The organism is Mycobacterium sp. NGS58 (assembly GCF_059812385.1).
Genome location: NZ_JCALCO010000013.1, coordinates 84,213 through 107,253 on the forward strand (window position 1 = coordinate 84,213; position 23,041 = coordinate 107,253).

Genomic DNA, 23,041 nt, shown 5'->3' on the forward strand with positions numbered 1-23,041 from the left:
GCTGCGAGCGGCAAGGTTACTCGCCGCCCTGCTGGTCGGTTTCCTGCGCCGCGATGAAGTGGCGGCGCGCCGCCTCGTGTTCTTTGTCCGCCGCACGACGGTGCGCGGCGACATCGCCGAGGCCCTCGGCGACCGCGAGTTCCTCCACTTCGGCGGCGCGCTCATGCGCGACACCTGCTTCGTAGTGACGCTGCACCCCGCGTTGATGTGCCGCCTGGTCGCGCTCGTGAGAATGCTCGGCGTGCTCGGCCGCGCGCTTCACGTCGGCTTCGGTAATGGCCTGGCCCGCGGACAGTTCTTCGGCCCTGCGCAGCAATTCCTCGGCGCGCCGGGCGGCTTCGTCACCCGCTGCCTGTCCCATGAGACGACAGTAGCCCCATTGTCGCGCCGAAGCCGGGTTGTCCTCGCCCCGCGCCTGCGAGTTGGATAGCGGTATGCGACTCCCAGAAGGACTTGCCCGGTTCAACCGTCACGTCACCAACCCGATTCAGCGGATGTGGGCCGGTTGGCTCCCGCCGTTCGGGATCGTCGAGCATGTCGGGCGGCGCTCGGGCAAGCCGTACCGAACGCCGGTGAACGTGTTCAACGCCGAAGTCGATGGCAAACCCGGGGTGGCCATCCTGCTGACCTATGGCCCGGACCGGGATTGGCTGAAGAACCTGAAGGCGGCCGGAGGCGGCCGGCTGCGCAGCAAGGGCAAGACCGTCGGCATCGCCGATCCGCGGGTGGTCACCAAGGCCGAGGCGGCGGCGCACCTGGCTCGCGGGACGCGACCGGTCTTCGCGCGGCTGCCGTTCGAACAAGCGGTACTGCTTACCAAGACTTCCTGACAACATGCGGATCGCGGCGATCGTCGAGCGGGCGGTCGCCCTCGACCGCGGACCACGCGGCGGACCCGCCAATGCGGTGGTCGACTTCTCCCAGCACACAGTCTCGCTGGTCGCCGTGGTCACCGACGCGACCCGGCACGGGCGGCCCGTAGCGGGCGTGGCTTTCGATTCGATCGGCCGGTTCGCCCAGAGCGGGATCCTGCGCGACCGGATGATCCCGCGGCTGCTGGCCGCCTCCCCCGACGCGCTGCTGGATGCGTCCGGATACCTCGATCCCGCGGCGGTTTTGGGGTGCGCGCTCACCAACGAGAAGCCCGGCGGTCACGGCGACCGGGCCGCGGCCGCAGCCGCGCTGGAACTGGCGTGCTGGGACCTGAACGCGAAACTGCGCGACGAGCCGGCCTGCGCGACCATCGCCCGCCACGCCGGACGGGACCCGGCACCGTCGGTGCCGGTGTACGCCGCCGGCGGCTACTACTACGCCGACGGCGGAGTCGATCGGCTGCGCGCGGAAATGCGGGGATACGTCGACGCGGGCTATGAGGCGGTGAAGATGAAGATCGGCGGCGCCGCGCTGGGCGAGGACCTCACGCGCATCGAGGCCGTCGTCGACATCGTCGGCGAGGCCGGCCGGGTCGGCGTCGATGCGAACGGCCGCTTCGACCGGACCGAGGCCACCCGATGGGCGAGCGCGTTGGCCCGCTACGGCCTGCGCTGGTACGAAGAGCCGGGCGATCCGCTCGATTACGCGCTGAACCGGGCCGTGACGGAGTCTTACGGCGGTGCGGTGGCCACCGGGGAGAATTTGTTCTCGGTGCCGGACGTGACCAACCTGCTGTGCTACGGCGGAATGCGGCCGAATCATGATGTCTTCCAGATGGATCCGGGCCTGAGCTACGGGTTGACCGAATACATCCGGATGCTCGAGGTCTTGGAGTCGAGCGGATTCGACCGCCGTTTCGCATTCCCCCACGGCGGTCATCTGATCAACCTGCACGTGGCGGCCGGGCTCGGCCTGGGCGGATGTGAGGCTTATCCCGGCGTCTTCGCGCCGTTCGGCGGCTACCCCGACGCGTGCGCGCTGTCGGCGGGCCGGATCTCGCCGACCGACGCCGCGGGCTTCGGGCTCGAGCAGAAGGCCGGCCTGGGCGAACTGATCGCCGACATGACGGACGGGAGACAGCGCGGATGAAGATCGCCGTGATCGGTTGCGGTGCCATGGGTTCCATCTACGCGGCCAGGCTGGCCGCCACGGGTAACGATGTGCTGGCCGTCGACCGCTACCAGGCGGCCATCGATCAGATCGCCCAACACGGGCTGCGGGTCACCGGCCCGGGCTACGACCGGGTGGTGCCGTTGCGGGCGAGCACCACCGCCCCGGACGAGGCGATGGATCTGATTGTGCTCGCCGTGAAGGCGGCCGACGTGACAACCGGTGCGCAACAAGCACTTTCGATGCTCGGTCCAGCCACGCCGGTCCTGACCATCCAGAACGGATTGGGATCGGCGGAGGCGGTCGCGGGCATCGTCGGCAGCGAGCGGGTCGCTGTCGGCATTGCCAGCGGATTCGGCGCGGCGACCGTGGCCCCCGGGCACGTACGGCACAACGCCATGAAGGCGATGCGGTTCGGCGCCTACTCGTCGCTGCCGCTGTCGACGGTCGAATCGATCGCGCGCGTGTGGACGGCCGCCGGATTCGATGCGGCCGCGGTCACCGACATCGCCGCCATGCAGTGGGAGAAGCTCATCTGCAACGCCGCGTACAGCGCACCGTGCGCGCTGACCGGCATGACCGTCGGGCAGGTGATGGACGATCCGGAGATGGGGCCGGTCAGCCAGGCGGCCGCGACGGAGGCGTGGACCGTCGCGCGGGCGTCGGGCATCGCGGTCGCCGTCACCGATGCGGTCGAGCACGTTCGCGCCTTCGGCGCGCAGATGCCCGACGCCAAGCCGTCGGCGCTGCTGGACCACGAGGCGCACCGGGTCAGCGAGATCGACGTCATCAACGGCGCGGTCCCCCGCCAGGGCGCGCGGGTGGGCGTCGCGGCGCCGGTGAACGCGACCCTGACCGCGCTGATCAAGTCGATCGAGCGGCGCTGGAGCTGACTGGGCCGAAAGATCCGTGCCGCAGGGCAATCCGCGGTTTTCGGCTCAGGGCTCGACCTTGCCGCGCGCCCGCTGGCACATCCGCTAGCGCATTTGCGACGAACTCAGTCCTGAAACCCGGCCGCGGAATCGCGCCAGAAAGTACGCGCCGATCACCACCGCCCAGGACAGCAGGCTGAGCCACAGCTGGCTGCGTGCGGTGTGGTCGAACGCCATTTGCACCAGCACGGCGGTGATTCCGGTCAGCGTGAGGATGGACAGCACCGGGTAGAACCACATCTTCACCGTCAGCTTTTCCGCGGGTGTCCGGCGGCGCAGGATGATCTGCGAGCACGCGATCAGCCAGTAGACGAACAGGATGATGGCGCCCGAGGAGTTGAGCAGGAAGAGAAACACCGTGTTGGGCGCCACGCGCGCCATGACGACGCAACCGAACCCGACCGCCGACGAACACAAGATCGCGAAATGGGGAACGCCGCGCCCGCTGAGCCTGACCAACCGCTTCGGGGCCTCGCCCCGCTCGGCGAGCACGAACATCATGCGCGAGGCCGTATAGAGACCGGAGTTCAGGCAGGACAGCACCGCGGTCAGCACGACGGCGTTCATCACCTGGTCCGCGCCGGGCAGCCCCATGTGTTTGAGCGCGGCCACGTACGGCGAGGCACCGAGTTCCACCGAGTCCCAGGGCAACAGGACCACGAGCAAAAAGACCGAACCGACGAAGAAGATCCCGATGCGCGCCACGACTGATCGGGTCGCCTTTTGGACCGCGAGCTCGGGGTCGCGACTCTCCGCGGCGGCGACGGTGACGATCTCGGCGCCCACCATGGAAAAAATCACCACCACGATGGCGGCGAACACCGCGCCGACCCCGTGGGGAAAGAACCCGCCGTGTGCGTGCAGGTTGGCCAGACCTCCGTGATGCCCGGGCACCAACCCGACAACGTACGCCGCCCCCACCACCAGGAAGATCACGATCGTCGCGACTTTGATTCCGGCGAACCAGAATTCGAATTCGCCGAACGACGACACCGAGAACAGGTTGGTCGCGGTCATCAACACCATCAGGCACAGCGATAGCAGCCACAGCGGAGCATGGAACCAGTAGTTGAGCACCTTCCCGCCGGCGACCGCCTCGAAGCCCACCACGATCACCCAGAAATACCAATACAGCCACGCGACCGAGAATCCCGCCCAGCCGCCCAGGGCCTTGGCCGCGTAGTCGGCGAACGACCCGGTCGACGGGTTCGCGGCCGCCATCTCACCCAGCATCCGCATCACCAGGACGATGAGCAGCCCGCAAAGGGCGTAGGTGAGGAACGCGGCCGGGCCGGTGCCTTTGATCACCACGCCAGACCCGACGAACAGCCCGGCGCCTATCACGCCGCCGAGGGCGATCATGCTGAGCTGCCGCTGCGACAACCCTTGGCGCAGTCGCGGATTGACATCGCCGTCCGGCACGCGGGGGCCCTCCCCCGCAGAACCGGAACTCACCTGGCGTTGCGTGCGCCGCATGCCCGGACGCTATCGGGCTTCGTGGCCTACAGCAACAACGACTTACAGGTACAGGTCGCGATCGCGAATCAGCGCGGTGGCGGCCACGCTGATCACCGCTGTCACAACCAGATAGCCACACGCCAGCCACGGCGCCCCGCCGAGCGCCGCGATGAGCGCGGTCAGGATCATCGGGGTGACCCCGGAGGCGTAGATACCCGAGACCTGGTAGACGAACGACAGCCCGGTGTAGCGCGTGTTCGTGGGGTACAGCGCGGAGTAGAGCGTGCCCTGCGCGCCGTAGAACAGCGCATGCACCGCGCCGAACACGATGATCATCGCCAGCCCGAACCAGACCAGATTCTTGGTGCCGAACAGGGCGAACGCCGGAAAGGCCGCCAGGCCGTAGCAGGCGATGCCGGCCAGGTACACCCGCCGCGCACCGAAGCGCTCGGTCAGCAGTCCCGATATCGGCAGCAGCACCGCCATCACCAGGGCGGCAATCGTCACCACCACCAAGACCGACACCCGGTTCAGTCCCAAGGCACCGGTCGCATAGCTGATGGCGAAGACACCCCAGGTGTTGAACGCCGAGCCCTCGGCCCACCGCGACAGCAGGCCCAGCACGGTGTTACGCCGGGAACGCGGCTCGCGGACGATGTCGCGGATCGGCACGGTGGATGCGGCTTGCAGGTCTTGCAATTCGCGGAACGCCGGTGTCTCGTCCACCCGCAACCGGACCACGATGCCGATCACGACGAGCAGCAGGCTCAACAGGAATCCGATGCGCCAGCCGTAGGAAAGAAACCGCGCCGGCCCCAGAACGACTTGCAGGTAGGCGAAAATGCCGGTGCCCAAGGCTAATCCGAGCGCCAAGCCGATCTGCGGAATCGCCCCGAAGCGGCCGCGCCGGTCGCCGGGACTGTGTTCGACGGCCAGCAGCACCGCCCCGCCCCACTCACCGCCGAGCGCGAAACCCTGCAGCACGCGCAAGACCAGCAGCAGCACCGGCGCCCACGCCCCGATCTGCGCCGCGGTCGGCAACGCCCCGATCAGTGCCGTCGCGCCGCCCATGATGAGCATGGTCAACGCGAGGCTGCGCTTGCGACCGATCCGGTCGCCGATATGGCCGAACACCAGGCCCCCGATGGGCCGCATGACGAACCCGACGGCGAAGGTCGCGAACGCCAATAGTGTTCCCACCAAAGAGCTCTCGTTGGGAAAGAACAACCTGTTGAACACCAGGCCGGCCGCGGTGGCGTACAGGAAGAAGTCGTACCACTCGACCGTCGTGCCAAGCAGGCTCGCCGCGACGACAACGCGCAGCCGCCGTCGCTGCTGCTGGGCGGATTCAACAACTGCGCCGGGCGCCGCTGTGGCGATCGCGGCGCCGGATGCGGACGCCGGCAAGGTTGCCGCCATGGCCGTCAGTGCGCCGAGGCGACCGCGAACGGCGTCGCCGCCGCCGGGTGGGACTGGCGGCTAGGGTGCCGCCACAATCCCATCCGTTCGAGCCGCGGCAGGACGCCCTCACCAAACCAATAGGCCTCCTCCAGATGTGGATATCCCGACAGGATGAAGTGGCTGATGCCCAACTTGGCGTATTCGGCCAGCCGCTCGGCGACTTCGGCGTGCGACCCGACCAGCGCGGTGCCCGCTCCCCCGCGAACCAACCCCACCCCGGCCCAGAGGTTGGGCGCGACCAGCAACTTGCTGCTGTCGCCGCCGTGCAGGTCCAGCATGCGGCGCTGGCCTTCGGATTCGCTGCGTGCCAGGCTGGCCTGCACCCGTTCGACGTCCGCCGGGTCGATCGCGGCCAGCAAGCGGTCGGCCTCGGCCCACGCCTCGGCGGCCGTATCGCGGCTGATGACGTGAATCCGCAAGCCATACTGCAGGATCCGGCCGGCATCAACGGCCAGCCCGCGAATCCAGTCCAGCTTCTTGGCCACCGCGGTCAGCGGTTCACCCCAGGTGAGATACACATCGGAGTGCTTGGCCGCCACCGGTCCCGCCGACGCCGATGAGCCGCCGAAGAACACCGCCGGTACCGGGTCGGGCGGGTTGTTCAGCTGTGCGCCGTCGACCTGAATGTGTTCTCCGGCAAAGGTTACGGGCTCCTTGGAAGTCCACAACCGCCGTACCACATGCAAAAACTCGGCGGTGCGGGCGTATCGCGCCTCCTTGTCCAGGAAGTCTCCATAAGCCCGTTGCTCGTGCGGCTCGCCGCCCGTGACGACGTTGAGCAGGAGCCGCCCCTCGGAGTGCCGCTGGAAGGTGCCGGCCATCTGCGCGGCCAGGGTCGGGCTCAGCATCCCGGGACGGAACGCGACCAAAAACTTCAAGGTCTCGGTCGATTCGACCAGCATCGCCGTCGTCAGCCACGCGTCCTCACACCACAATCCAGTGGGCGTCAGGACCGCTCCGAAACCGTTGTCCTCGGCGGCCGTGCAGATCTGGTGCAGGTACTTCAGTGTTGCCGGCCGGTCACCGGACATCGCGGTGCCGTGCCCGCCCGCGACCAGATTCCGCGAATCGCCGTAGGTCGGCAAAAACCAATGAAACGCGAGACTCAACTCACAATCCTCTTTCGCTCCCGTGTACTGAAGGCTTCATCCTGCTCAAGACGGCGTCGCGGAGCGAGGGTTGCAACCTGCGAGATTGCATCCCCGGTGCGACACCGTCGGCACCGCGGCAGCCCGAGGCCGCCGGCCTCGAGGCGCGACATCGAGGCCCCGGCCGGACCGGGGGGCGCGACCGCGTCTCACGCTGTCCCAGAAGGCAATACGATCGCAATGTTTTCGGCGGCGGCAACCGGCGGGATCGGCGCTACCATGACTACCACCCTCTGCTGCGATGGTGCACCTCGGCACCGACAGCGCGCCGGACTGACGGGTCAGCGGGCCACAGGGTCACCGCTTCGTGACCGAAAGATCACGCCAGATCACACAATGCTTCCAATACGGCGTGGCTCGGCGGGTAATCCCCGCTCAGCGCGGCATTATTGCGATCATGCCTGACCTCACACGCCGAGCGGTGCTCCGGATGGGCGCCGGTGCCAGCCTCGGAGCCGCCGGCGTGCTCAGCTTCGGATCGCTGCTGGCTCCGGCCGCGTCGCGCGCCGCGACACTGCCGCAGGCTCCCGCTCCGTTCGAGCCGTCGGCGGCGGGCAAAACCCTGCCGACCAGGCTCACCGGATCGTTCGTGTCGGCGGCCCGCGGGGGCATCAAGACCAACTACGTGATCGCCATGCCGCCGGGCCAGACCGGCTCGCTGCGCCCGGTGATCGCGCTGCACGGCATGGACGGCGATGCCAACCAGATGATCGACATGGGCGTCCCGGACGGGCTGGCCCAGCTGGCCAAGGAAGGCAAGCCGCCGTTCGCGGTCGTCGGCGTCGACGGCGGCAACACCTATTGGCACAAACGGACTTCCGGCGAGGACTCCGGTGCGATGGTGCTCGACGAGCTACTGCCGATGCTGTCCACCATGGGTTTCGACACCTCCCGGGTCGGCTTCATGGGATGGTCGATGGGTGGATACGGTGCGCTTCGGCTGGGCGCCAAGCTGGGGCCGGCACGGACGGCCGGCATCTGCGCGATCAGCCCGGCGTTGTACACCTCGTACCCGCTGAGTGCGCCCGGGGCGTTCGACAGCAACGATGACTTTGTGCAGAACAGCGTGCTGGGGCTGCCCGCGCTGAATTCGATTCCGCTGCGCGTGGACTGCGGCAACTTCGACCGCTTCTACTTCGCGACAAAGCAATTCGTCTATCAGTTGAAGACCCAGCCGGCGGGCAGTTTCTCCCTCGGCGGACACGATATCGCCTACTGGCGCAGCCAGCTGCCCGGCGAGCTGGCCTGGATGGCGACCTAGCTCACGCAGATGACACTTCGGGAGGAATCGGTCGCCGGCAGCCCACACTCGGCTACACGGCGAACTACCCGAAGGAGATTCCGGCCCGACATCGAGGGGCTACGCGCCGTCGCGGTGATCGCGGTCGTGCTCTATCACGCGGGCATCCCGGGGATCACCGGCGGCTACATCGGGGTGGACGTCTTCTTCGTCATCTCCGGCTTCCTGATCACCGGGATGCTCTTTGACGAGGCAAGCACCACGAATACCGTTGCGCTGGGCCGGTTTTACGGCGCGCGCGCCCGGCGGCTGCTGCCGGCCGCGGCCATCGTCGGCACCATCACCGCGATCGGTGCGGCCGCGGTACTGCCCCCGCTGCAGGCGCGCAGCGTGTTCCTGGACGGCGTCGCCAGCGCCTTGTATGTCGGCAACTACCGGTTTGCGGCGCGTGGCACCGACTACCTGACTTCCGACGCCCCGTCGCCCTTCCAGCACTACTGGTCGTTGGGGGTGGAAGAGCAGTTCTACCTGGTGTGGCCGGTGTTGATCATCGCCGTCGCGTGGGCGGTCCGGCGCATCCCGTCACTCCGCGGGGCGGTGACGCGTGCGACCCCGTATGCGGTGCTCCTTGCGGTGATCGCAGCGGCGTCGTTGACGGCGGGCGCGCTGTGGACCCGGACCTCGCCGTCGTGGGCGTTCTTCTCGCTGCCCACCCGCGCCTGGGAGTTGGCTGCCGGTGGCCTGGTTGCCCTGTCGCTGCAGCAATGGCGCCGACTGTCGGCGCGGACCGCGTCGATCGCCGGGTGGGGCGGCCTGGCGCTGATCCTGCTGACCGGCACCCAACTCGACTCCCACACCCCGTATCCCGGCACCGAGGCGCTGCTGCCGGTGCTGGGCACCGCGCTCATCATCGGCGGGGGCGCCGTCACCGGCGGCCTGGGGCCCGGTCGCCTGCTGTGCCGCCCGGCGATGCGCGCCATCGGCCGGATCTCCTACTCGTGGTACCTGTGGCACTGGCCGGTGCTGCTGCTGATGCCGGCACTGCTCGGGGAACCTGCGGGGCTGCCGGCCAGGTTGAGCGCGACGGCCGTCTCCGCCGGGCTCGCCGTCATCACGCTGCATCTGGTGGAGAACCCCGGCCGCTTCGCCGCGGCGCTGCGCCGGTCGGCGAGAGTCAGCCTGGTCGTGGCGGGCGGCGCCAGTGCCGCCACCGCGTGCGCATGCATGCTGCTGCTCAACGTGATCCCCGCGCCGGTGGGCCACGGCGTGGCGGCCCCACGCGCGAACATCATTGCGGCGCCGCCGGCCAGCGTCCCGGCCGCCACTCCCCAGGAAGCGTCGGTTCGTCAGGCGTTCGATCAAGCCCGCGATGCGCTCGCAACGGCCGTCGGCCTGCGAGCGGTCCCGTCGAACCTGGACCCGCCGTTGGCCAAGGCGCCCGCGGACAAGGCCACCGTGTTCGTCAACGGCTGCGTGCGCTCCTGGCGCGATGTCGGACAAAGCGAGTGCGCGACGGGCGACACCGGCTCGCCGACCACGGTCGCGCTGATCGGCGACTCGCACGCCGCCATGTGGAACCCCGCCTTCGAGCAGCTTGCCGGGCAGCGGCATTGGCGACTCGAAACGTTGGCCAAGGTGACCTGCCCTCTGCAAGACCTGCACATCGTGAGCCCGTATCTGGGCCGCGAATACACCGAATGCGAACAGTGGCGCGGGCAGATCATGGGCCGGATGAACGCCGAACACCCACGCCTGATCGTGCTGGACATGAGCCGGCGCTATGGCGCAGACTTCGGCTTCACCTCCTACGACCCGGCATGGATCGACACTTTGGGACGCACCGTGGCGCAGTTGCGCGGCACGGGCGCGACCGTCCTCGTGTTGGGACCCGCTCCCGACCCGCATTCGTCCGCGCCGACGTGCCTGTCCGCCCACCTAGACGACGTAAGCGCCTGTACGCCAGCGAAATCCGACGCCGTGGACGGCGACGGGATTGCCGCTGAGCAGGCTGCAGCGGTCCGCAGCGGCGGCCACTACGCCGACTTGACCGACATGTTCTGTACCCCCGACCGCTGCCCGATCATCGTCGGCAACACCCTGGTTTTCCGCGACGACAACCATGTGACAACCGAATACGCACAGTTGGTGGCACCGCTGATGGGTGCGCTCGCGGACCGCGCCCTGGCAGGCGGGTGAGTAGTCAATGAACTTCTCATGGCTGACCAACGTCAGATCAGGGAAGGACTTTTGGAGGTTTTAGGGTCATGTCACCGCTATTGCTGGTCTGCGTCGCAGTAGCCGCGCCCTTCGCAGGAATCGGGTTCCTCCACGTGCAAGACCGCTTGGAGCGCTGGGACTACGAACGGCACGCGAACGACTGACGGCGCATGTCCACGCCAAACTCGCTGCGCCGTAGCGATTTCGGCTCGGCCGCCAAACCGCCCGCCCTCAATCAGGTCGACAGCTGCGAACGAATCAGGGGCGCGATCTTGTCCGCCATGTACTGGTGCCCCGCGTCGTTCGGATGCACCCCATCGGCACCGATCAGGTCGGGTCGGCCGACGAACCAGTGTTCGGCGATCGGGTCGATGAACGTCGCCCCGGCCGCCCCGGCCGCCCCGCCGAGGATGTCGCGGATCAAGAACATCGACGGCGGCACCTCGGCGGTCGGCCACGGCGGTCCGATCACCAGCAGCCGCGCCGCAGGCGCCAGCCGGCGCGCCAGAGCCAAAGCGGCGTTGGTCTTTACGGTCAGCGTCCCGGGATCGACGCCCTGGTCGTTGCGGGAGCCGAAGAACACCACGAGCGCGTCGTCGGGCTCGACCGCCCTGGGCGTCAGGTCCTCGAAGACACTGCCGTGGTCGCCCGGCGTGGCGTAACCGGCTTTGCCTTCCGCGGCCACGCTGCCCGAGATCCGCGAACCGCGGGAACCGAGCACCTGAAAGGCGCGCGACGTCCACGATCTCGATCCCAGACCGCCCTCATCGGTTCCCGTGGTGTACGAATCTCCGACCACTGCCACGTGATTCAGCCGGAAGTCGAGCGTCAGCGTCTCGTAGCTGCGTACCTGCGCCGGGCATGCGATGCCCACGCCCGCCAGAAAACTCAACCCAATGAGAAAGGTGGCCAGACGAGTCACTCTCACCTCCACTGTGAACGGCATCGCCGGGTGCCGCCGCGTCCTCACCAAGTATTCCCTGTGAAGCGCGGCCGGCCGCTGAGGCGCCGATCACACCGCGCGGACCGAAACCGCTTCCAGCGGACGGTCGATCGGATGCAGCTTACTGGTCGACTCGCCGGGATCGCTTGCCGCGTTGACGGCTCTGACATCGACCATCTTGCGCATCCATCGGCGGGCGGGCTCCTCGACGCCGTGGTACAGCAGTACCGAGGCGGCCAGGGCAATCGCGAGCAGGCCGATGACGTTCCATTTCCACGGGTTATCCAGGGTATTGAGCTCGAATTGCTCGACTGCCCAGCCCCAGGCGGTGTGCACCAACTCATGCACCATGTACAGGCAGAAGGAGATCTTGCCCCCGTACACCATCACCCGGGCCGAGAGGGCCCTGGGCAGGCTGCCGAGCCCGATGGCAAGCGAAATCACCAGCGGAACGAACAACACGTCGACGACGCCGCCGCTGTCGTTCTCCACCACTCCCGATATCGGGTGCGCACCAAACCAATACAGCACGCCAACCACGGCGGCCAGGAGAAGCAGGGAGACGTATCCGGCGACGCGGCGGCCACGATCGCTGAGCCGCAGCCTGCGTACCGCGGCACAGGCCAGTGCGCCCGCCGTGAACTGGGTGACGATTCGCGGCAGCCAGCTCCACGGTGTGTAGAAGTGGCCGCTGGTGAGCAACATCAGCACCGGCGGCAGCGATGCCGCGAATGCCAGGACCATCAGGCTGCGCGCCCTGGTCGCCTGTTTCATCCGCAACAGAACCAGCACCAGGACAGCGAAAAGCACGTAGGCCAGCCATTCCGCGCTGATCGACCAGGCCGGACCGTCCCAACTCGAGTCGTCGAAGAACGGCACGAACCACAACTGCACCAAGAGGACTTGGCGCACGTAGCTGATCGCGGTGAGCTGCGCGGCGTCCGGCGACGGCACATGGCCGACGTGCAAGGTGAAGATCACCCACAGGGCGGCGATGTGCAAGGTGACCAGGTACACCGGCCACACCCGGGCCAGTCGCAGCCACAGGAAATGCAGGGTCGCGCGGGTCGACCAGGAGCGGCCCATGCGGTCGAGATAGTTGTACGTCAGCACGAACCCGCTGAGGATGAAGAAGAGGTCGACGCCCTGGGCGCCGCAATTGAGCACAGGCGCGAGGGCGTCGCGGAAATCGGTCGACACATCGCCGAGCATGGGGCGGAAGTGGAACAGCACCACCCAAACCGCGGCGACGATACGGAGTCCCGTCAGGGCCGTAATCTCGCCCCTGATCTCTCCGCCGCGCACGCTGCACTTCCCGTCCGAATCTCGCTGTTGCGTTCTGCTACCCGACCGAGTGGGAATCTCGCCAATTGAAGGCCCCGACCAGCAACCGGCAGCCCTGGCAGCGTAGCAGCGCAATCACCGGCATGCGGGGACGGTCGTGGTGTGGCACACGGGGTTCCGGGGTATTCCCCTGGGTCGATATTCCGGCAAGGCGTTTGCTCACCGCATGATTCCAGTGGGTACGCAAATGTTTCTTAGCAAAGCGTTAGACACGGCTTCCGGTCTCCTTATGCTTGGCGCATAGCGTCGTAAACGTTCTTTGGCGAGCGTCCAAGCCCCGCCGAGGATGGCGCGAGCGCCACGGAGAGTGAGGGGTCTGCATGACGATCGCAGGCAGCCAGACTGGCCACGACAACTGCGTGTTTGAGTGCGAGGGCGCGCAAGTCCGGGCGCACCACCGCCACCTCGCGACGGTCGTGCACATTCGCGGCGAAATAAACGATGTGAATGTCGACCGCATCAGCGATCACATTGCGCGTTTCACCCTCGGGGAAAACCCTGTGGTGCTCGACGTGGCCGACGTCAGCGGATTTGCTGAGACCGGCATCTCGCTGCTGTACGCGTTCGACGCCGATTGTCGCGCCGCGGGGGTGGATTGGACCCTGGTGGCCAGCTCAGCGGTGACTCAGGTGCTCGATGACACCGGTCATGACGCCAATTTTCCGATCATGCGCTCGGTTCACGAGGCCCTGCAGGATCGGGCGGAAGCCATCGCGCTCCGCCGCCGGATGGCGTTGCCACTGGTCAGGAAGCCGTTGTAGCTCGCTGGCGCGCGCGGCGCAGCCTGGCGGCCCCGATAACCGCCAGCACCCCGGCGCCCGTCAACAGCACCAGCGTCAGCAGTAGCAGCTGCGGGTCGTAAGTCAGCGACGTGGTGGAGGGCTCCCCGTTGGCGATGGGCGCCACGGTCACCATGTGATGCGAGTGCCACCAGCTCAGTCCCGAGCAGATGAGCGCGACGCAGGCCAGGCCCAGCTCGAGCATCGCGCGGTTGCGGGGGTTCATTGAGCGGTCCCCGCGTCGTCGTCGCGGTCCCCGTCGATCGACCGGGTGGGCTCCACCCGCTCCTGCACCAGTGGAGTGAGCGCCGCCCGCAGCTGACGATGACGACGCGCCCAGGCCTGGGCCGTGCGGTGGTTGGTCAGTTTGAGACCGATCCCGACGCGTCCGCGCGGCACTCCGACCAGTTCGCCCAGCGCCCGGGCCGACTGCCACCGCGCCACGTCTTTCTCGGACGCTTCGTGGTTGTCCGGCTCGGGATACACCTTGACGATCTCGCGGACCAGGATCGTTTCGGTGCCCTGGCGCAGTGCGTCTTCGGTGAGCTCGACCGAGACGTGGATCCGTGCGGCCTTCACCTGTATCCCCAGGAACGTCGAGACGAGCACCAGGAAGATCGCGGGCACCACCAGCGATACCGGGGCACCGCTCCAGATTTCGATCAGGACCATGGCCACCGCGGCGGCCGGGCCGCACGCCAACCACCACCAGCTGGCGCCGGGTTCATAGAACAACGGCTTGGGTGCGGCGTCGCTGTCGGTGGTCATCGCAAGGCCCCTCTCACGAGAGCCACCCTGCCGCATCGGCGGCCCAATATGTGAGAACGATGTCGGCTCCGGCGCGCCGGATGCTGATCAGTGACTCCAGCGCCGCGGCGCGCTCATCGATCCAATTATTCGCGGCCGCAGCGCAAATCATCGCGTACTCCCCCGACACCTGATAGGCGGCCACGGGAACGGGCGAAACGTCGGCGGCGGCCGCGACCACGTCGAGATAACTCATCGCCGGCTTGACCATCACGATGTCGGCACCCTCGTCGAGATCGAGCTCGATCTCGCGGAGCGCCTCCCGGGCGTTGCCCGCCTCCTGCTGATAGGTGCGCCGGTCGCCGGAGAGGCTGGAGCTGACCGCCTCACGAAACGGGCCATAGAACACCGAGGCGAACTTGGCGGCATAGGCCAGAATCGCCACATCGGTGAAGCCCGCGGCGTCCAATCCGTCGCGGATCGCACCCACCTGTCCGTCCATCATGCCGCTCGGCCCCACCACGTGAGCACCCGACTCAGCTTGCGCCACAGCGAGTTCCACATACCGGGCCACGGTGGCGTCGTTGTCGACGCGGCCGCGGGCGTCGAGGACGCCGCAGTGCCCGTGGTCGGTGAACTCGTCCAGGCAGGTGTCGGCCATCAGCACGGTGGCCTCGCCGAGGTCCTTGGCCAGGTCCCGCAGCGCGACATTGAGGATGCCATCGGGGTCGGTCCCAACCGACCCGACCGGATCCTTGTCCTCATCGCGGGGCACGCCGAACAGCATCAGCCCGCCGACCCCCGCGGCGACGGCGGCGGCCGCCGCGCTGCGCAACGAATCACGGGTGTGCTGCACCACGCCCGGCATGGAAGTGATCGGCCTGGGTTCGTCGATGCCGTCGGCGACGAACATCGGTAGCACCAAATGCCTTGGCTCCAACGATGTTTGCGCCACCAAACGACGGAGTGCAGGAGTTGTGCGAAGCCGGCGCGGGCGCTGCCGCGGATAGGCACTCATGCTCGTTGAGTGGCGACCCGCTGCGCGCGTTCCGCGCTTGCGATCGCCACTAGCGCCTGCGGCTCTTTTTGCGCGGCGGTGGCAGCGCGCCCTCGGCGCGCAACCGCGCGGCGTGTTCGGCCAGCGCGTCGACCAGCGGGCCAACCGCGGCGGTCTCGGGCTGGACATCCACCCGCAGACCGAATTCGGCTGCGGTCTCAGCGGTCTTGGGACCGATGCAGGCGATGATCGTCCGTGCGTGCGGCTTGCCCGCGATGCCGACCAGGTTTCGCACCGTGGAGCTGGACGTGAAGCACACCGCGTCGAATCCACCGGTCTTGATCATTTCCCGTGTCTCCGCCGGCGGCGGGGCGGCCCGCACCGTCCGGTAGGCGGTGACATCCTCGATCTCCCAGCCCCGTTCGCGCAGGCCCTCGGCCAGCGTCTCGGTGGCGATGTCGGCCCGCGGCAGCAGGACGCGGTTGACCGGGTCGAAAATGCTGTCGTAGGGCGGGAAGTCGTCAAGCAGACCCAACGAGGACTGTTCGCCGGCCGGCACCAGTTCGGGGCTGATCCCGAACGCCCGGACCCGGTCGGCGGTCGACTCGCCCACACACGCGATCTTCACTCCGGAGAACGCGCGCGCGTCCAAACCGAACTCGCCGAACTTCTCCCACACCGCTCGCACCGCGTTGGTGGAGGTGAACACCACCCACTGGAAGCGGCCGTCGACCAATCCCTTGACGGCCCTTTCCATCTGAGCGGGGCTGCGCGGCGGCTCGACGGCGATGGTCGGCACCTCGATCGGCAGCGCGCCGTAGGAGGTCAGGCGCTCGCTCATCTCGCCGGCCTGATCCTTGGTGCGCGGCACCAGCACGGTCCAGCCGTACAGCGCACGGCTCTCCCACCAGTTCAGCTTCGCCCGGCTGGCCACCGTCTTGCCGATGGTCACCACCAGCGGGCCGGTCAACGGACCGGCGGGGTCGGTACCGCCCAGCACCGCCGAGTCGGTCAGGCCGTGCAGCGTGGTCTCGATGGAACGCTGCTGGCAGGTGGTGCCGTGGGCGGTCACCACGCACGGGGTGTTCTCGGCCAGCTCGTGCTCGATCAAGGTGCGCGCGGCGTCAGGCAGATGCGACGACGTGGCCTGCAGAATCAGCGGACCGGGCGCCGCCGCCAGCGCCTCCCAGTCCACGTCACCGCGCACGTCGGCGACCGTATGGGACGAGCCCAGCGGCAGCCCCGCGTACGTGGGGACGGCATCGCTGGGGGCCAGCCCCGGCACGATCTCGATGTGCAGGTGGCTCCGCGCTATGGCGTTGACCTCGGTGATGACCGCGTCGACCGTCAGCGGGTCACCGGCCACCAGCCGCACCACGTCGGCGCCCGTCTTCGCCTCAGCGGTCAGCGTCTTGGCCACCTCGGCGGGGTCACCCAGCGCCGGGCGGATATCGGGACCACCGGATATCACCGCGGGCTGCGCCTTGCCCTGGACGGCACTGCTGTCGCCGTTCGGGGCGGGCGCCTCGGCCTGGGCCGGGCCGGAAACCGGCGGCAGGTCTTTGCCGATCAGGGCCAGCACCGGCTCAGGCACGTCGGGATCGGTGAACACCAAAGCGGCGTTCGCCAGCACCGTGGCGGCCCGGGTCGTCAGTAATCCCGGGTCACCCGGGCCGGAGCCCACGTACGTGATGCGGCCGGGTGTCGGCTTACGCCCTCGCGTCGTCATTGTCGCTCCCACGTAACTCGCATTTATTTTCCTCGCGACGGGTCTTGCCGCGCTTCGCTCATCAGCTCTCGGGCGCCCAGCTCGAACAGCTCCGCGGCCACCGAAAGCCCAAGCTCTCGTGCCCGATCGGGACTGCCGATACCGGACGCACGGATCACGTCGGACCCGTCCAGAGCCGCCACGCAACCGCGCAGCGACAGCTCTTCGAAGACCCGGCCATCCTCATCGATGGACTCGACCACTTCGGCGATCGCGCCCACCGGTGCGGAACAACCGGCCTCCAGTTCGGCCAGCAGGGCTCGCTCGGCGGTGACCGACGCGCGCGTGTCGGCGTCGTCCAGTTCCGCCAGCACTGCCGCCAGCCGACTGTCACCGGCACGGCATTCGACGGCGAGCGCACCCTGAGCCGGTGCTGGCAACATCTGCACCGGCTCTAGCGTCTCGGTGACATCGTCGAGGCGACCGATCCGGGCGAGTCCCGCCCGGGCTACCACGATCGCGTCGAGATCACCACTGCTTACCCTGTTCAACCTGGTATCTAGGTTGCCTCGTAGGGGGCGGATTTCCAAACCGAGACCCAATGCTCTAAGCTGCGCGGCCCGCCGCGGTGATGAGGTCCCCACCAGCGAACCGGCCGGCAACTCCGCGAGCACCAGACCATCCCGCGCCACCACCGCGTCACGCGGGTCGTTGCGCACGGGGATGGCCGCCACAGCAAACCTGGGGTCGTCGGCGGTCGGCAGGTCCTTATGGGAGTGCACCGCGGCGTCGACACGCCGCTCCTCCATGGCCTCGCGCAGCGCGGTGGTGAAGACGCCCACCCCGAGGGACTCGATGGGCGCCGACGAACGGTCACCTTCGGTGCTGATGGTCACCAGCTCCGCGGAATGCCCGAGGGCGATCAAGGCGTCTCTGACGACGCCGGCCTGGGTGGTGGCCAAAAGGCTGCCCCGGGTGCCTATCCGGATCACGGTCGCCAATCGCCTACTCGGCGGTTTGCTGCGGGCTGCCCGCGTCGAATCCGTTTGCGATGACTGGCAATTCGCCCGCAGCCACGGCATCGACGGCGGTCTGGTCGAGTTCGAAGAGTTCGCGCAGCGCCTCGGCGTAGCTGTCGCCGCCGGGCGCACTGGCGAGCTGTTTGATCCGCACGGTCGGCGCGTGGAGCAGCTTGTCCACCACTCGTCGCACGGTGCGCGCAACCTCTTCGCGCTGGGCGCTCTCGAGGCCCGGCAGCCGGTTGTCGAGCCGCAGCAATTCCGCCTCGACGACATCGGCGGCGCGCTGCCGCAGCGCCGTGACCGTCGGTGTCACCTCGGCCATCCGTTGTCCGGCCAGATAGGCAGCAACTTCGGTGGCGACGATGGTGCGGGCGGCGTCCACGTCCGCGGCCGCGGCGTGGGCAGAAGGCTCGTGCTGCACGCGGTCCACGTCGACGACCCAGACGCCGGGCAGCCCGGCCACCGCCGGGGCGACGTCGCGCGGCATGCCCAGGTCGCAGATCACCAGAGGGCGCGCCTCCTCGTCGCGGTGGGCGGCGGCCAGCGCGTGGTGCACGTCGGCCAGCGAGATTACCGGCGTCACCGCGCCAGTACAGCTGACGACGACGTCGGCACCCGCCAAGGTGTCGGCAAGGCGCTCCAAGCCCACGGCGTCGGCCGGCACACCGGCGTTGCGGATCTTGCGGACCAGACGCTGTCCCCGGGACAACGAACGGTTGACCACGTGCACATGCCCGATGCCCGCGCGGGAGAGGTGTCCTGCGGCCAGCGCACCCATCGCTCCGGCGCCGACCAGCACCGCGGTCTTGCCCGACAGTCCGCCCAGGCGGCGCTCGGCCATGTTGAGGGCGACGGACACCACCGAGGCGCCGGCGGCGTCGATGGCGGTCTCGGAATGCACCCGCTTGCCCACCGACAACGCCCGCTGCGCCAGCTCGTGCAATATCCGCCCGACGGTGCGGTTGGTCTCGGCGTCGGCGTACGCGCGGCGGACCTGGCCAAGCACCTGCTGCTCGCCGATCACCGCGGAATCCAGGCCGCTCGCGACCGCGAACAGGTGCTCGACGGCGGCCTCGCTGTACCGGACGTACGCATATTTGGTCAGGTCGGCCATCGACATGCCCGACTGCTCCGACAGCACCTGCCCGATCACCGCCAACCCGCCGTGGAACGCGTCCACCACCGCGTAGACCTCGACCCGGTTGCATGTCGACAGCACCATCGCCTCGGTCACCAGTGGCGACTGCAGCACCCGATCGACGATCTTGCCCTGGTCGGACTCGTCGATGCTGAGTTGTTCCAAGACGGAGACCGGCGCACTGCGGTGCGAAACCCCGAAGAGCAAGACGCTCACGGCAGCATCACCTGGCCAGCTCCCTTGCTTCCTCCAGTACCTGAACTGCTGTCCAAGGTAATCGTTTATCAGCTGGGCTACCAAATAATCGCCCCGCGCCGGCCGGTAGCCGGGCGCCCAGCGGGTCAGCGGCCCAGATCGGCCCGCAGCCGGGGCTCATCGATCTCCCAGTAGCTGTGTTCGCGGCCCTCGAGCAGGATGACTGGCAGCCGATCGCCGAACTCGGCCCGCAGCGCGGTGTTGCCCGCGGCGGCGGCGGCGTCGACGTCGGTCGTCGACAACGCGAAGCCCAACTCGCCGGCCAGTTCGACCAACCGCGCATGCACGCGCTGGCAGATGGTGCACCCGTCGCGGGTCAACAACTCCACCTGCGGCCGGCCGGGGTCCTCGGTCATGGGCACCAGTGTGGCATCGGTGACTTGTGCAGGCGATTTACCAGGCATTATGTTCCGACGATGGCCGACGAAACGCTGCGCGTCGATCCCGTCGCGATGCAGGGCGCCGCCGTCTCGCTCAGCGGTGCGGCCGAGCAACTTTCGGCTCAGCTGTCCCAGCTCGACGAGGAGGTGGGTCAGCTGCTGGGTGGCTGGCAGGGTGCGGCGGGCACCGGGTACGGATCCGCCTGGGAGCTGTGGCATAAGGGCGCCCGCGAGGTGGAACTGGGGTTGTCGATGCTGGCGCACCTGGTGGGTCGGGCCGACGCGGCGTATCGGGGCAACGAGGTCGGGTTCGCGCAGGCGGAACGGGCGGTGCGCGGTGGCTGAGGCGTTTCGGGTCGATCCGCAGGCATTGGCCGACACGGTGCAGCGGATGGCGACGTTTCAGCGCTACGCCGAAGACATGATCGCCGAGATCAACTCTCGCGTAACCCGTTTGAACGCATCGTGGAGGGGCGCCGCCGCGTCGGCCCATGCCGAAGCGCATCAGCACTGGGTTCGCGGCGAGGCGATGATGCGCGAAGCGCTCGCGCAACTGGAGAAGGTGGCCACGACCGCGCACGGCAACTACACGGGCGCTATATCGACGAATCTCGGCATGTGGTCGTGAGCGAAGGACCCCGCCGGCGGGTGACCCCGCTGAACTCATCGGCGAGCCCCGGACACGTCAACGCCCCCACGCCATCTGCCCGATAGGGTTACAGATCGGGCACCCGCTGGGTCGCCAGGCAACACAGCGATCTAGGAGGTTTGACGATGACTTCCTTTGACCCGGTCAACGCGGACCAACCCGGTTACGTTGACCCGGAGTCGCTGGCCGCGGACGCCAGCGCCGCGCGCGCGATCGAGGGCATGCGGGAAGCCGCCGCCTCGGAAGACCGCCCGCAGCCCCCGATCGACCTGACCGCCGCAGCGTTCTTCGACGTGGACAACACGCTCGTGCAGGGCTCGTCGGCGGTGCATTTCGGCCGCGGGCTGGCCACGCGCAACTACTTCACCTATCGCGATGTGGTCGGATTCATCTACGCGCAGGCCAAGTTCCAGATCCTCGGGACGGAAAACAGCAACGACGTCGCCGCCGGCCGGCGCAAGGCGCTCGCCTTCATCGAGGGCCGATCGGTCGAACAGCTGGTCGCGCTGGGCGAGGAGATCTACGACGAGATCATCGCCGACAAGATCTGGCCCGGCACCCGCGAGCTCACGCAGATGCATCTGGACGCCGGCCAGCAGGTGTGGCTGATCACCGCCACACCGTACGAACTCGCCGCAACCATCGCGCGACGCCTCGGCCTGACCGGCGCGCTGGGCACGGTCGCGGAATCCGTCGACGGCGTCTTCACCGGCAGGCTGGTCGGCGACATCCTGCACGGCACCGGCAAGGCGCACGCCGTGCGATCGCTGGCTATCCGCGAGGGCCTCAATCTGAAACGCTGCACGGCCTACTCGGACAGCTTCAACGACGTGCCGATGCTGTCGCTGGTGGGCACCGCGGTCGCGATCAATCCCGACGCTCGGCTGCGCGCCCTGGCCCGGGAGCGCAACTGGGAGATCCGCGATTTCCGCACCGCTCGCAAGGCGGCCCGGATCGGGGTGCCGTCGGCGTTGGCGCTCGGCGCGGCCGGCGGTGCGTTGGCCGCGCTGGCCTCCCGGCGGCAATCGCGCTGATAGGCTGCGCCGCGCAGACAAAATCGAGCGGAGGCATAGCGCCATGACAGTCCCCAAGGAAGCCGAAGGGCTCATCGGCAGCCATTACCGCGCACCCGACTACTTCGAGGTCGGCCGCGAGAAGATCCGCGAGTTCGCGGCGGCGATCAAAGACGACCACCCGGCGCACTTCGACGAGAGCGAATCCGAGAAAGCGGGGTACACCGACATGGTGGCGCCCCTGACGTTCCTCGCGATCGCCGGGCGCCGTGTTCAGCTGGAGATCTTCACCAAGTTCAGCATCCCGATCAACATCGCCAGGGTGATCCACCGCGATCAGAAGTTCAAGTTCCACCGGCCGATCCTGGCGCACGATAGGCTGTACTTCGACACGTATCTCGACTCGGTGATCGAGTCCCATGGCACAGTGCTCGCTGAGATCCGCAGCGAAGTGACCGACGCCAAGGGCAACCCGATTGTCACCAGTGTCGTCACGATGTTGGGCGAATCCACAAACGAAGCCGACGTTGCGGCGACCGCCGCAGCAGTTGCATCGATATCCGCAGGGAAGTTAGGGGCGTCGTAAATGTCCGCACAGGGGGACACGGGAAGCACGCAACTGAAGCCGCCGGTCGAGAAAGTCCGGTCGCACTACGACAAATCGAACGAGTTCTTCAAACTCTGGCTCGACCCCTCGATGACCTACAGCTGCGGTTACTTCGACGAAAACCCGGACCCGCAGAACCTGACCAAGACGCTGGAAGAGGCGCAGTACGCCAAGCGCAAGCTCGCCCTGGACAAGCTGAACCTCGAGCCCGGCATGACACTGCTGGACATCGGCAGCGGCTGGGGCTCGACGATGCGGCACGCGGTGGCCGAGTACGACGTCAACGTCATCGGCCTGACGCTCAGCGAGAACCAGTACGCCCACTGTGTGGCGGAGTTCGACAAGATGGACAGCCCGCGCCGCAAGGAGGTGCGGATCCAGGGCTGGGAGGAATTCCCCGGCGACGTCCAGATCGACCGCATCGTGTCGCTGGGCGCTTTCGAGCACTTCGCCGACGGCGCCGGTGACGCCGGCTACGAGCGCTACGCCACCTTTTTCAAGAAGTACTACGACTTGCTGCCCGACGAAGGCCGCATGCTGCTGCACTCGATCGTGGTGCCCACTGCCGAAGAGGGCAAGGCGATGGGTCTGCAGGTGAACATGACCCTGCTGCGGTTCATCAGCTTCATCCTGAAGGAGATCTACCCGGGCGGAAAATTGCCCCAGGTGAACCTGGTCGACAAGTACTCGACTGACGCGGGTTTCAAGATCGAGCGCCACCACTTCATCGGCAAAAATTACGTCCCGACGTTGACCGCCTGGGGCGATGCCCTCGAGGCGCACAAGGAAGAGGCGATTGCCCTTAAGGGGCAGGAGACCTACGACATCTACTTGAAGTATCTGCGGGGCTGCTCGGACTTGTTCCGCGATGGCTACACGAACGTCTGCCAGTTCACGATGGTCAAGTAGCCACGCCCCCGAAAGGAAACGCCACCGCGGCTTCCGCGGTGGCGTTTACTT

Annotated in this window: 24 protein-coding genes; 11 read left to right on the forward strand and 13 right to left on the reverse strand. The window is 67.8% G+C overall.

The genetic code is table 11. The features are described from left to right. Window positions 1–16 precede the first annotated feature (16 nt). Complete coding sequence (locus AC5Y4H_RS14405; protein ID WP_499982736.1) at window positions 17–361, reverse strand: hypothetical protein; 345 nt, start codon at window positions 359–361, stop codon at window positions 17–19. A gap of 73 nt (window positions 362–434) precedes the next feature. Between AC5Y4H_RS14405 and AC5Y4H_RS14410 the strand changes: the two genes are divergently transcribed. From AC5Y4H_RS14410 to AC5Y4H_RS14420, 3 genes are read left to right on the forward strand one after another with little or no spacing between them, the layout of a single operon-like run. Next, window positions 435–830 carry a nitroreductase family deazaflavin-dependent oxidoreductase gene (locus AC5Y4H_RS14410; RefSeq protein ID WP_499982738.1) on the forward strand — a complete coding sequence of 132 codons (396 nt, stop codon included), beginning with the start codon at window positions 435–437 and terminating at the stop codon, window positions 828–830. Window positions 831–834: 4 nt separating this feature from the next. Next, entirely contained in the window at window positions 835–2,022 is a 1,188-nt protein-coding gene (locus tag AC5Y4H_RS14415) for an enolase C-terminal domain-like protein (RefSeq protein ID WP_499982743.1), read from the forward strand. Next, a complete protein-coding gene (locus tag AC5Y4H_RS14420; protein ID WP_499982745.1) occupies window positions 1,905–2,936 on the forward strand; it encodes a ketopantoate reductase family protein in 1,032 nt (343 codons plus the stop codon). Before AC5Y4H_RS14415 ends, AC5Y4H_RS14420 begins: the two co-directional genes overlap by 118 nt. Window positions 2,937–3,020: 84 nt before the next feature. Here the strand turns inward: AC5Y4H_RS14420 and AC5Y4H_RS14425 are convergent, their stop codons facing one another. From AC5Y4H_RS14425 to AC5Y4H_RS14435, 3 genes are read right to left on the reverse strand one after another with little or no spacing between them, the layout of a single operon-like run. Beyond that, window positions 3,021–4,451 (reverse strand): amino acid permease, encoded by a 1,431-nt coding sequence (locus AC5Y4H_RS14425; RefSeq protein ID WP_499982747.1) that lies wholly within the window; start codon window positions 4,449–4,451, stop codon window positions 3,021–3,023. A gap of 42 nt (window positions 4,452–4,493) precedes the next feature. Beyond that, window positions 4,494–5,852 (reverse strand): MFS transporter, encoded by a 1,359-nt coding sequence (locus tag AC5Y4H_RS14430; protein WP_499982749.1) that lies wholly within the window; start codon window positions 5,850–5,852, stop codon window positions 4,494–4,496. Window positions 5,853–5,857: 5 nt separating this feature from the next. Next, the gene (locus AC5Y4H_RS14435; protein ID WP_499982751.1) at window positions 5,858–7,003 is read right to left on the reverse strand and encodes an LLM class flavin-dependent oxidoreductase; all 1,146 of its coding nucleotides are present in this window, start codon (window positions 7,001–7,003) and stop codon (window positions 5,858–5,860) included. 424 nt (window positions 7,004–7,427) lie between these two features. On the opposite strand from AC5Y4H_RS14435, the gene AC5Y4H_RS14440 reads away from it, so the two are divergent. Continuing rightward, complete coding sequence (locus tag AC5Y4H_RS14440) at window positions 7,428–8,303, forward strand: alpha/beta hydrolase (RefSeq protein WP_499982854.1); 876 nt, start codon at window positions 7,428–7,430, stop codon at window positions 8,301–8,303. 9 nt (window positions 8,304–8,312) lie between these two features. Beyond that, the gene (locus AC5Y4H_RS14445) at window positions 8,313–10,478 is read left to right on the forward strand and encodes an acyltransferase family protein (protein ID WP_499982753.1); all 2,166 of its coding nucleotides are present in this window, start codon (window positions 8,313–8,315) and stop codon (window positions 10,476–10,478) included. Window positions 10,479–10,734: 256 nt separating this feature from the next. On the opposite strand, the gene AC5Y4H_RS14450 is transcribed toward AC5Y4H_RS14445, so the two are convergent. Continuing rightward, window positions 10,735–11,421: an Rv0518 family GDSL lipase gene (locus AC5Y4H_RS14450; protein WP_499982755.1), complete on the reverse strand. Its 687-nt coding sequence runs from the start codon at window positions 11,419–11,421 to the stop codon at window positions 10,735–10,737. A gap of 90 nt (window positions 11,422–11,511) precedes the next feature. Then, a complete protein-coding gene (locus AC5Y4H_RS14455) occupies window positions 11,512–12,747 on the reverse strand; it encodes an acyltransferase family protein (RefSeq protein ID WP_499982760.1) in 1,236 nt (411 codons plus the stop codon). Between the two features lie 359 nt (window positions 12,748–13,106). On the opposite strand from AC5Y4H_RS14455, the gene AC5Y4H_RS14460 reads away from it, so the two are divergent. After that, window positions 13,107–13,547: an STAS domain-containing protein gene (locus AC5Y4H_RS14460; RefSeq protein WP_499982762.1), complete on the forward strand. Its 441-nt coding sequence runs from the start codon at window positions 13,107–13,109 to the stop codon at window positions 13,545–13,547. On the opposite strand, the gene AC5Y4H_RS14465 is transcribed toward AC5Y4H_RS14460, so the two are convergent. The 7 genes from AC5Y4H_RS14465 to AC5Y4H_RS14495 all read right to left on the reverse strand — a co-directional run bounded on the left by AC5Y4H_RS14465 (window position 13,531) and on the right by AC5Y4H_RS14495 (window position 19,788). Further along, window positions 13,531–13,791 carry a hypothetical protein gene (locus tag AC5Y4H_RS14465; protein ID WP_499982764.1) on the reverse strand — a complete coding sequence of 87 codons (261 nt, stop codon included), beginning with the start codon at window positions 13,789–13,791 and terminating at the stop codon, window positions 13,531–13,533. The genes AC5Y4H_RS14460 and AC5Y4H_RS14465 overlap by 17 nt on opposite strands. Further along, the gene (gene mce1N / locus AC5Y4H_RS14470; RefSeq protein ID WP_499982768.1) at window positions 13,788–14,333 is read right to left on the reverse strand and encodes a transport-regulating membrane protein Mce1N; all 546 of its coding nucleotides are present in this window, start codon (window positions 14,331–14,333) and stop codon (window positions 13,788–13,790) included. The genes AC5Y4H_RS14465 and mce1N overlap by 4 nt, the downstream gene beginning before the upstream one ends. Window positions 14,334–14,346: 13 nt before the next feature. Continuing rightward, window positions 14,347–15,330, reverse strand: a complete 984-nt coding sequence (gene hemB, locus AC5Y4H_RS14475) for a porphobilinogen synthase (RefSeq protein WP_499982770.1) — start codon at window positions 15,328–15,330, stop codon at window positions 14,347–14,349. Window positions 15,331–15,379: 49 nt separating this feature from the next. Then, window positions 15,380–17,038 (reverse strand): bifunctional uroporphyrinogen-III C-methyltransferase/uroporphyrinogen-III synthase, encoded by a 1,659-nt coding sequence (locus AC5Y4H_RS14480; protein ID WP_499982774.1) that lies wholly within the window; start codon window positions 17,036–17,038, stop codon window positions 15,380–15,382. A gap of 23 nt (window positions 17,039–17,061) precedes the next feature. Beyond that, complete coding sequence (gene hemC / locus AC5Y4H_RS14485) at window positions 17,062–18,009, reverse strand: hydroxymethylbilane synthase (protein WP_499982855.1); 948 nt, start codon at window positions 18,007–18,009, stop codon at window positions 17,062–17,064. A 13-nt stretch (window positions 18,010–18,022) separates the two neighbouring features. Then, window positions 18,023–19,393: a glutamyl-tRNA reductase gene (locus tag AC5Y4H_RS14490; protein ID WP_499982776.1), complete on the reverse strand. Its 1,371-nt coding sequence runs from the start codon at window positions 19,391–19,393 to the stop codon at window positions 18,023–18,025. Between the two features lie 125 nt (window positions 19,394–19,518). Then, entirely contained in the window at window positions 19,519–19,788 is a 270-nt protein-coding gene (locus AC5Y4H_RS14495; RefSeq protein WP_499982778.1) for a glutaredoxin family protein, read from the reverse strand. Between the two features lie 60 nt (window positions 19,789–19,848). Between AC5Y4H_RS14495 and AC5Y4H_RS14500 the strand changes: the two genes are divergently transcribed. The 5 genes from AC5Y4H_RS14500 to AC5Y4H_RS14520 all read left to right on the forward strand — a co-directional run bounded on the left by AC5Y4H_RS14500 (window position 19,849) and on the right by AC5Y4H_RS14520 (window position 22,990). Next, a complete protein-coding gene (locus tag AC5Y4H_RS14500) occupies window positions 19,849–20,157 on the forward strand; it encodes a WXG100 family type VII secretion target (protein ID WP_499982779.1) in 309 nt (102 codons plus the stop codon). Then, window positions 20,150–20,440 (forward strand): WXG100 family type VII secretion target, encoded by a 291-nt coding sequence (locus AC5Y4H_RS14505; RefSeq protein WP_499982780.1) that lies wholly within the window; start codon window positions 20,150–20,152, stop codon window positions 20,438–20,440. Before AC5Y4H_RS14500 ends, AC5Y4H_RS14505 begins: the two co-directional genes overlap by 8 nt. Before the next feature lie 146 nt (window positions 20,441–20,586). Beyond that, window positions 20,587–21,495, forward strand: coding sequence for an HAD family hydrolase (locus AC5Y4H_RS14510; RefSeq protein WP_499982783.1), 909 nt, complete (start codon window positions 20,587–20,589; stop codon window positions 21,493–21,495). Between the two features lie 43 nt (window positions 21,496–21,538). Continuing rightward, window positions 21,539–22,060, forward strand: a complete 522-nt coding sequence (locus AC5Y4H_RS14515; RefSeq protein ID WP_499982786.1) for an FAS1-like dehydratase domain-containing protein — start codon at window positions 21,539–21,541, stop codon at window positions 22,058–22,060. Next, the gene (locus AC5Y4H_RS14520) at window positions 22,061–22,990 is read left to right on the forward strand and encodes a cyclopropane mycolic acid synthase family methyltransferase (RefSeq protein WP_499982787.1); all 930 of its coding nucleotides are present in this window, start codon (window positions 22,061–22,063) and stop codon (window positions 22,988–22,990) included. The last annotated feature ends 51 nt before the right edge of the window (window positions 22,991–23,041 follow it).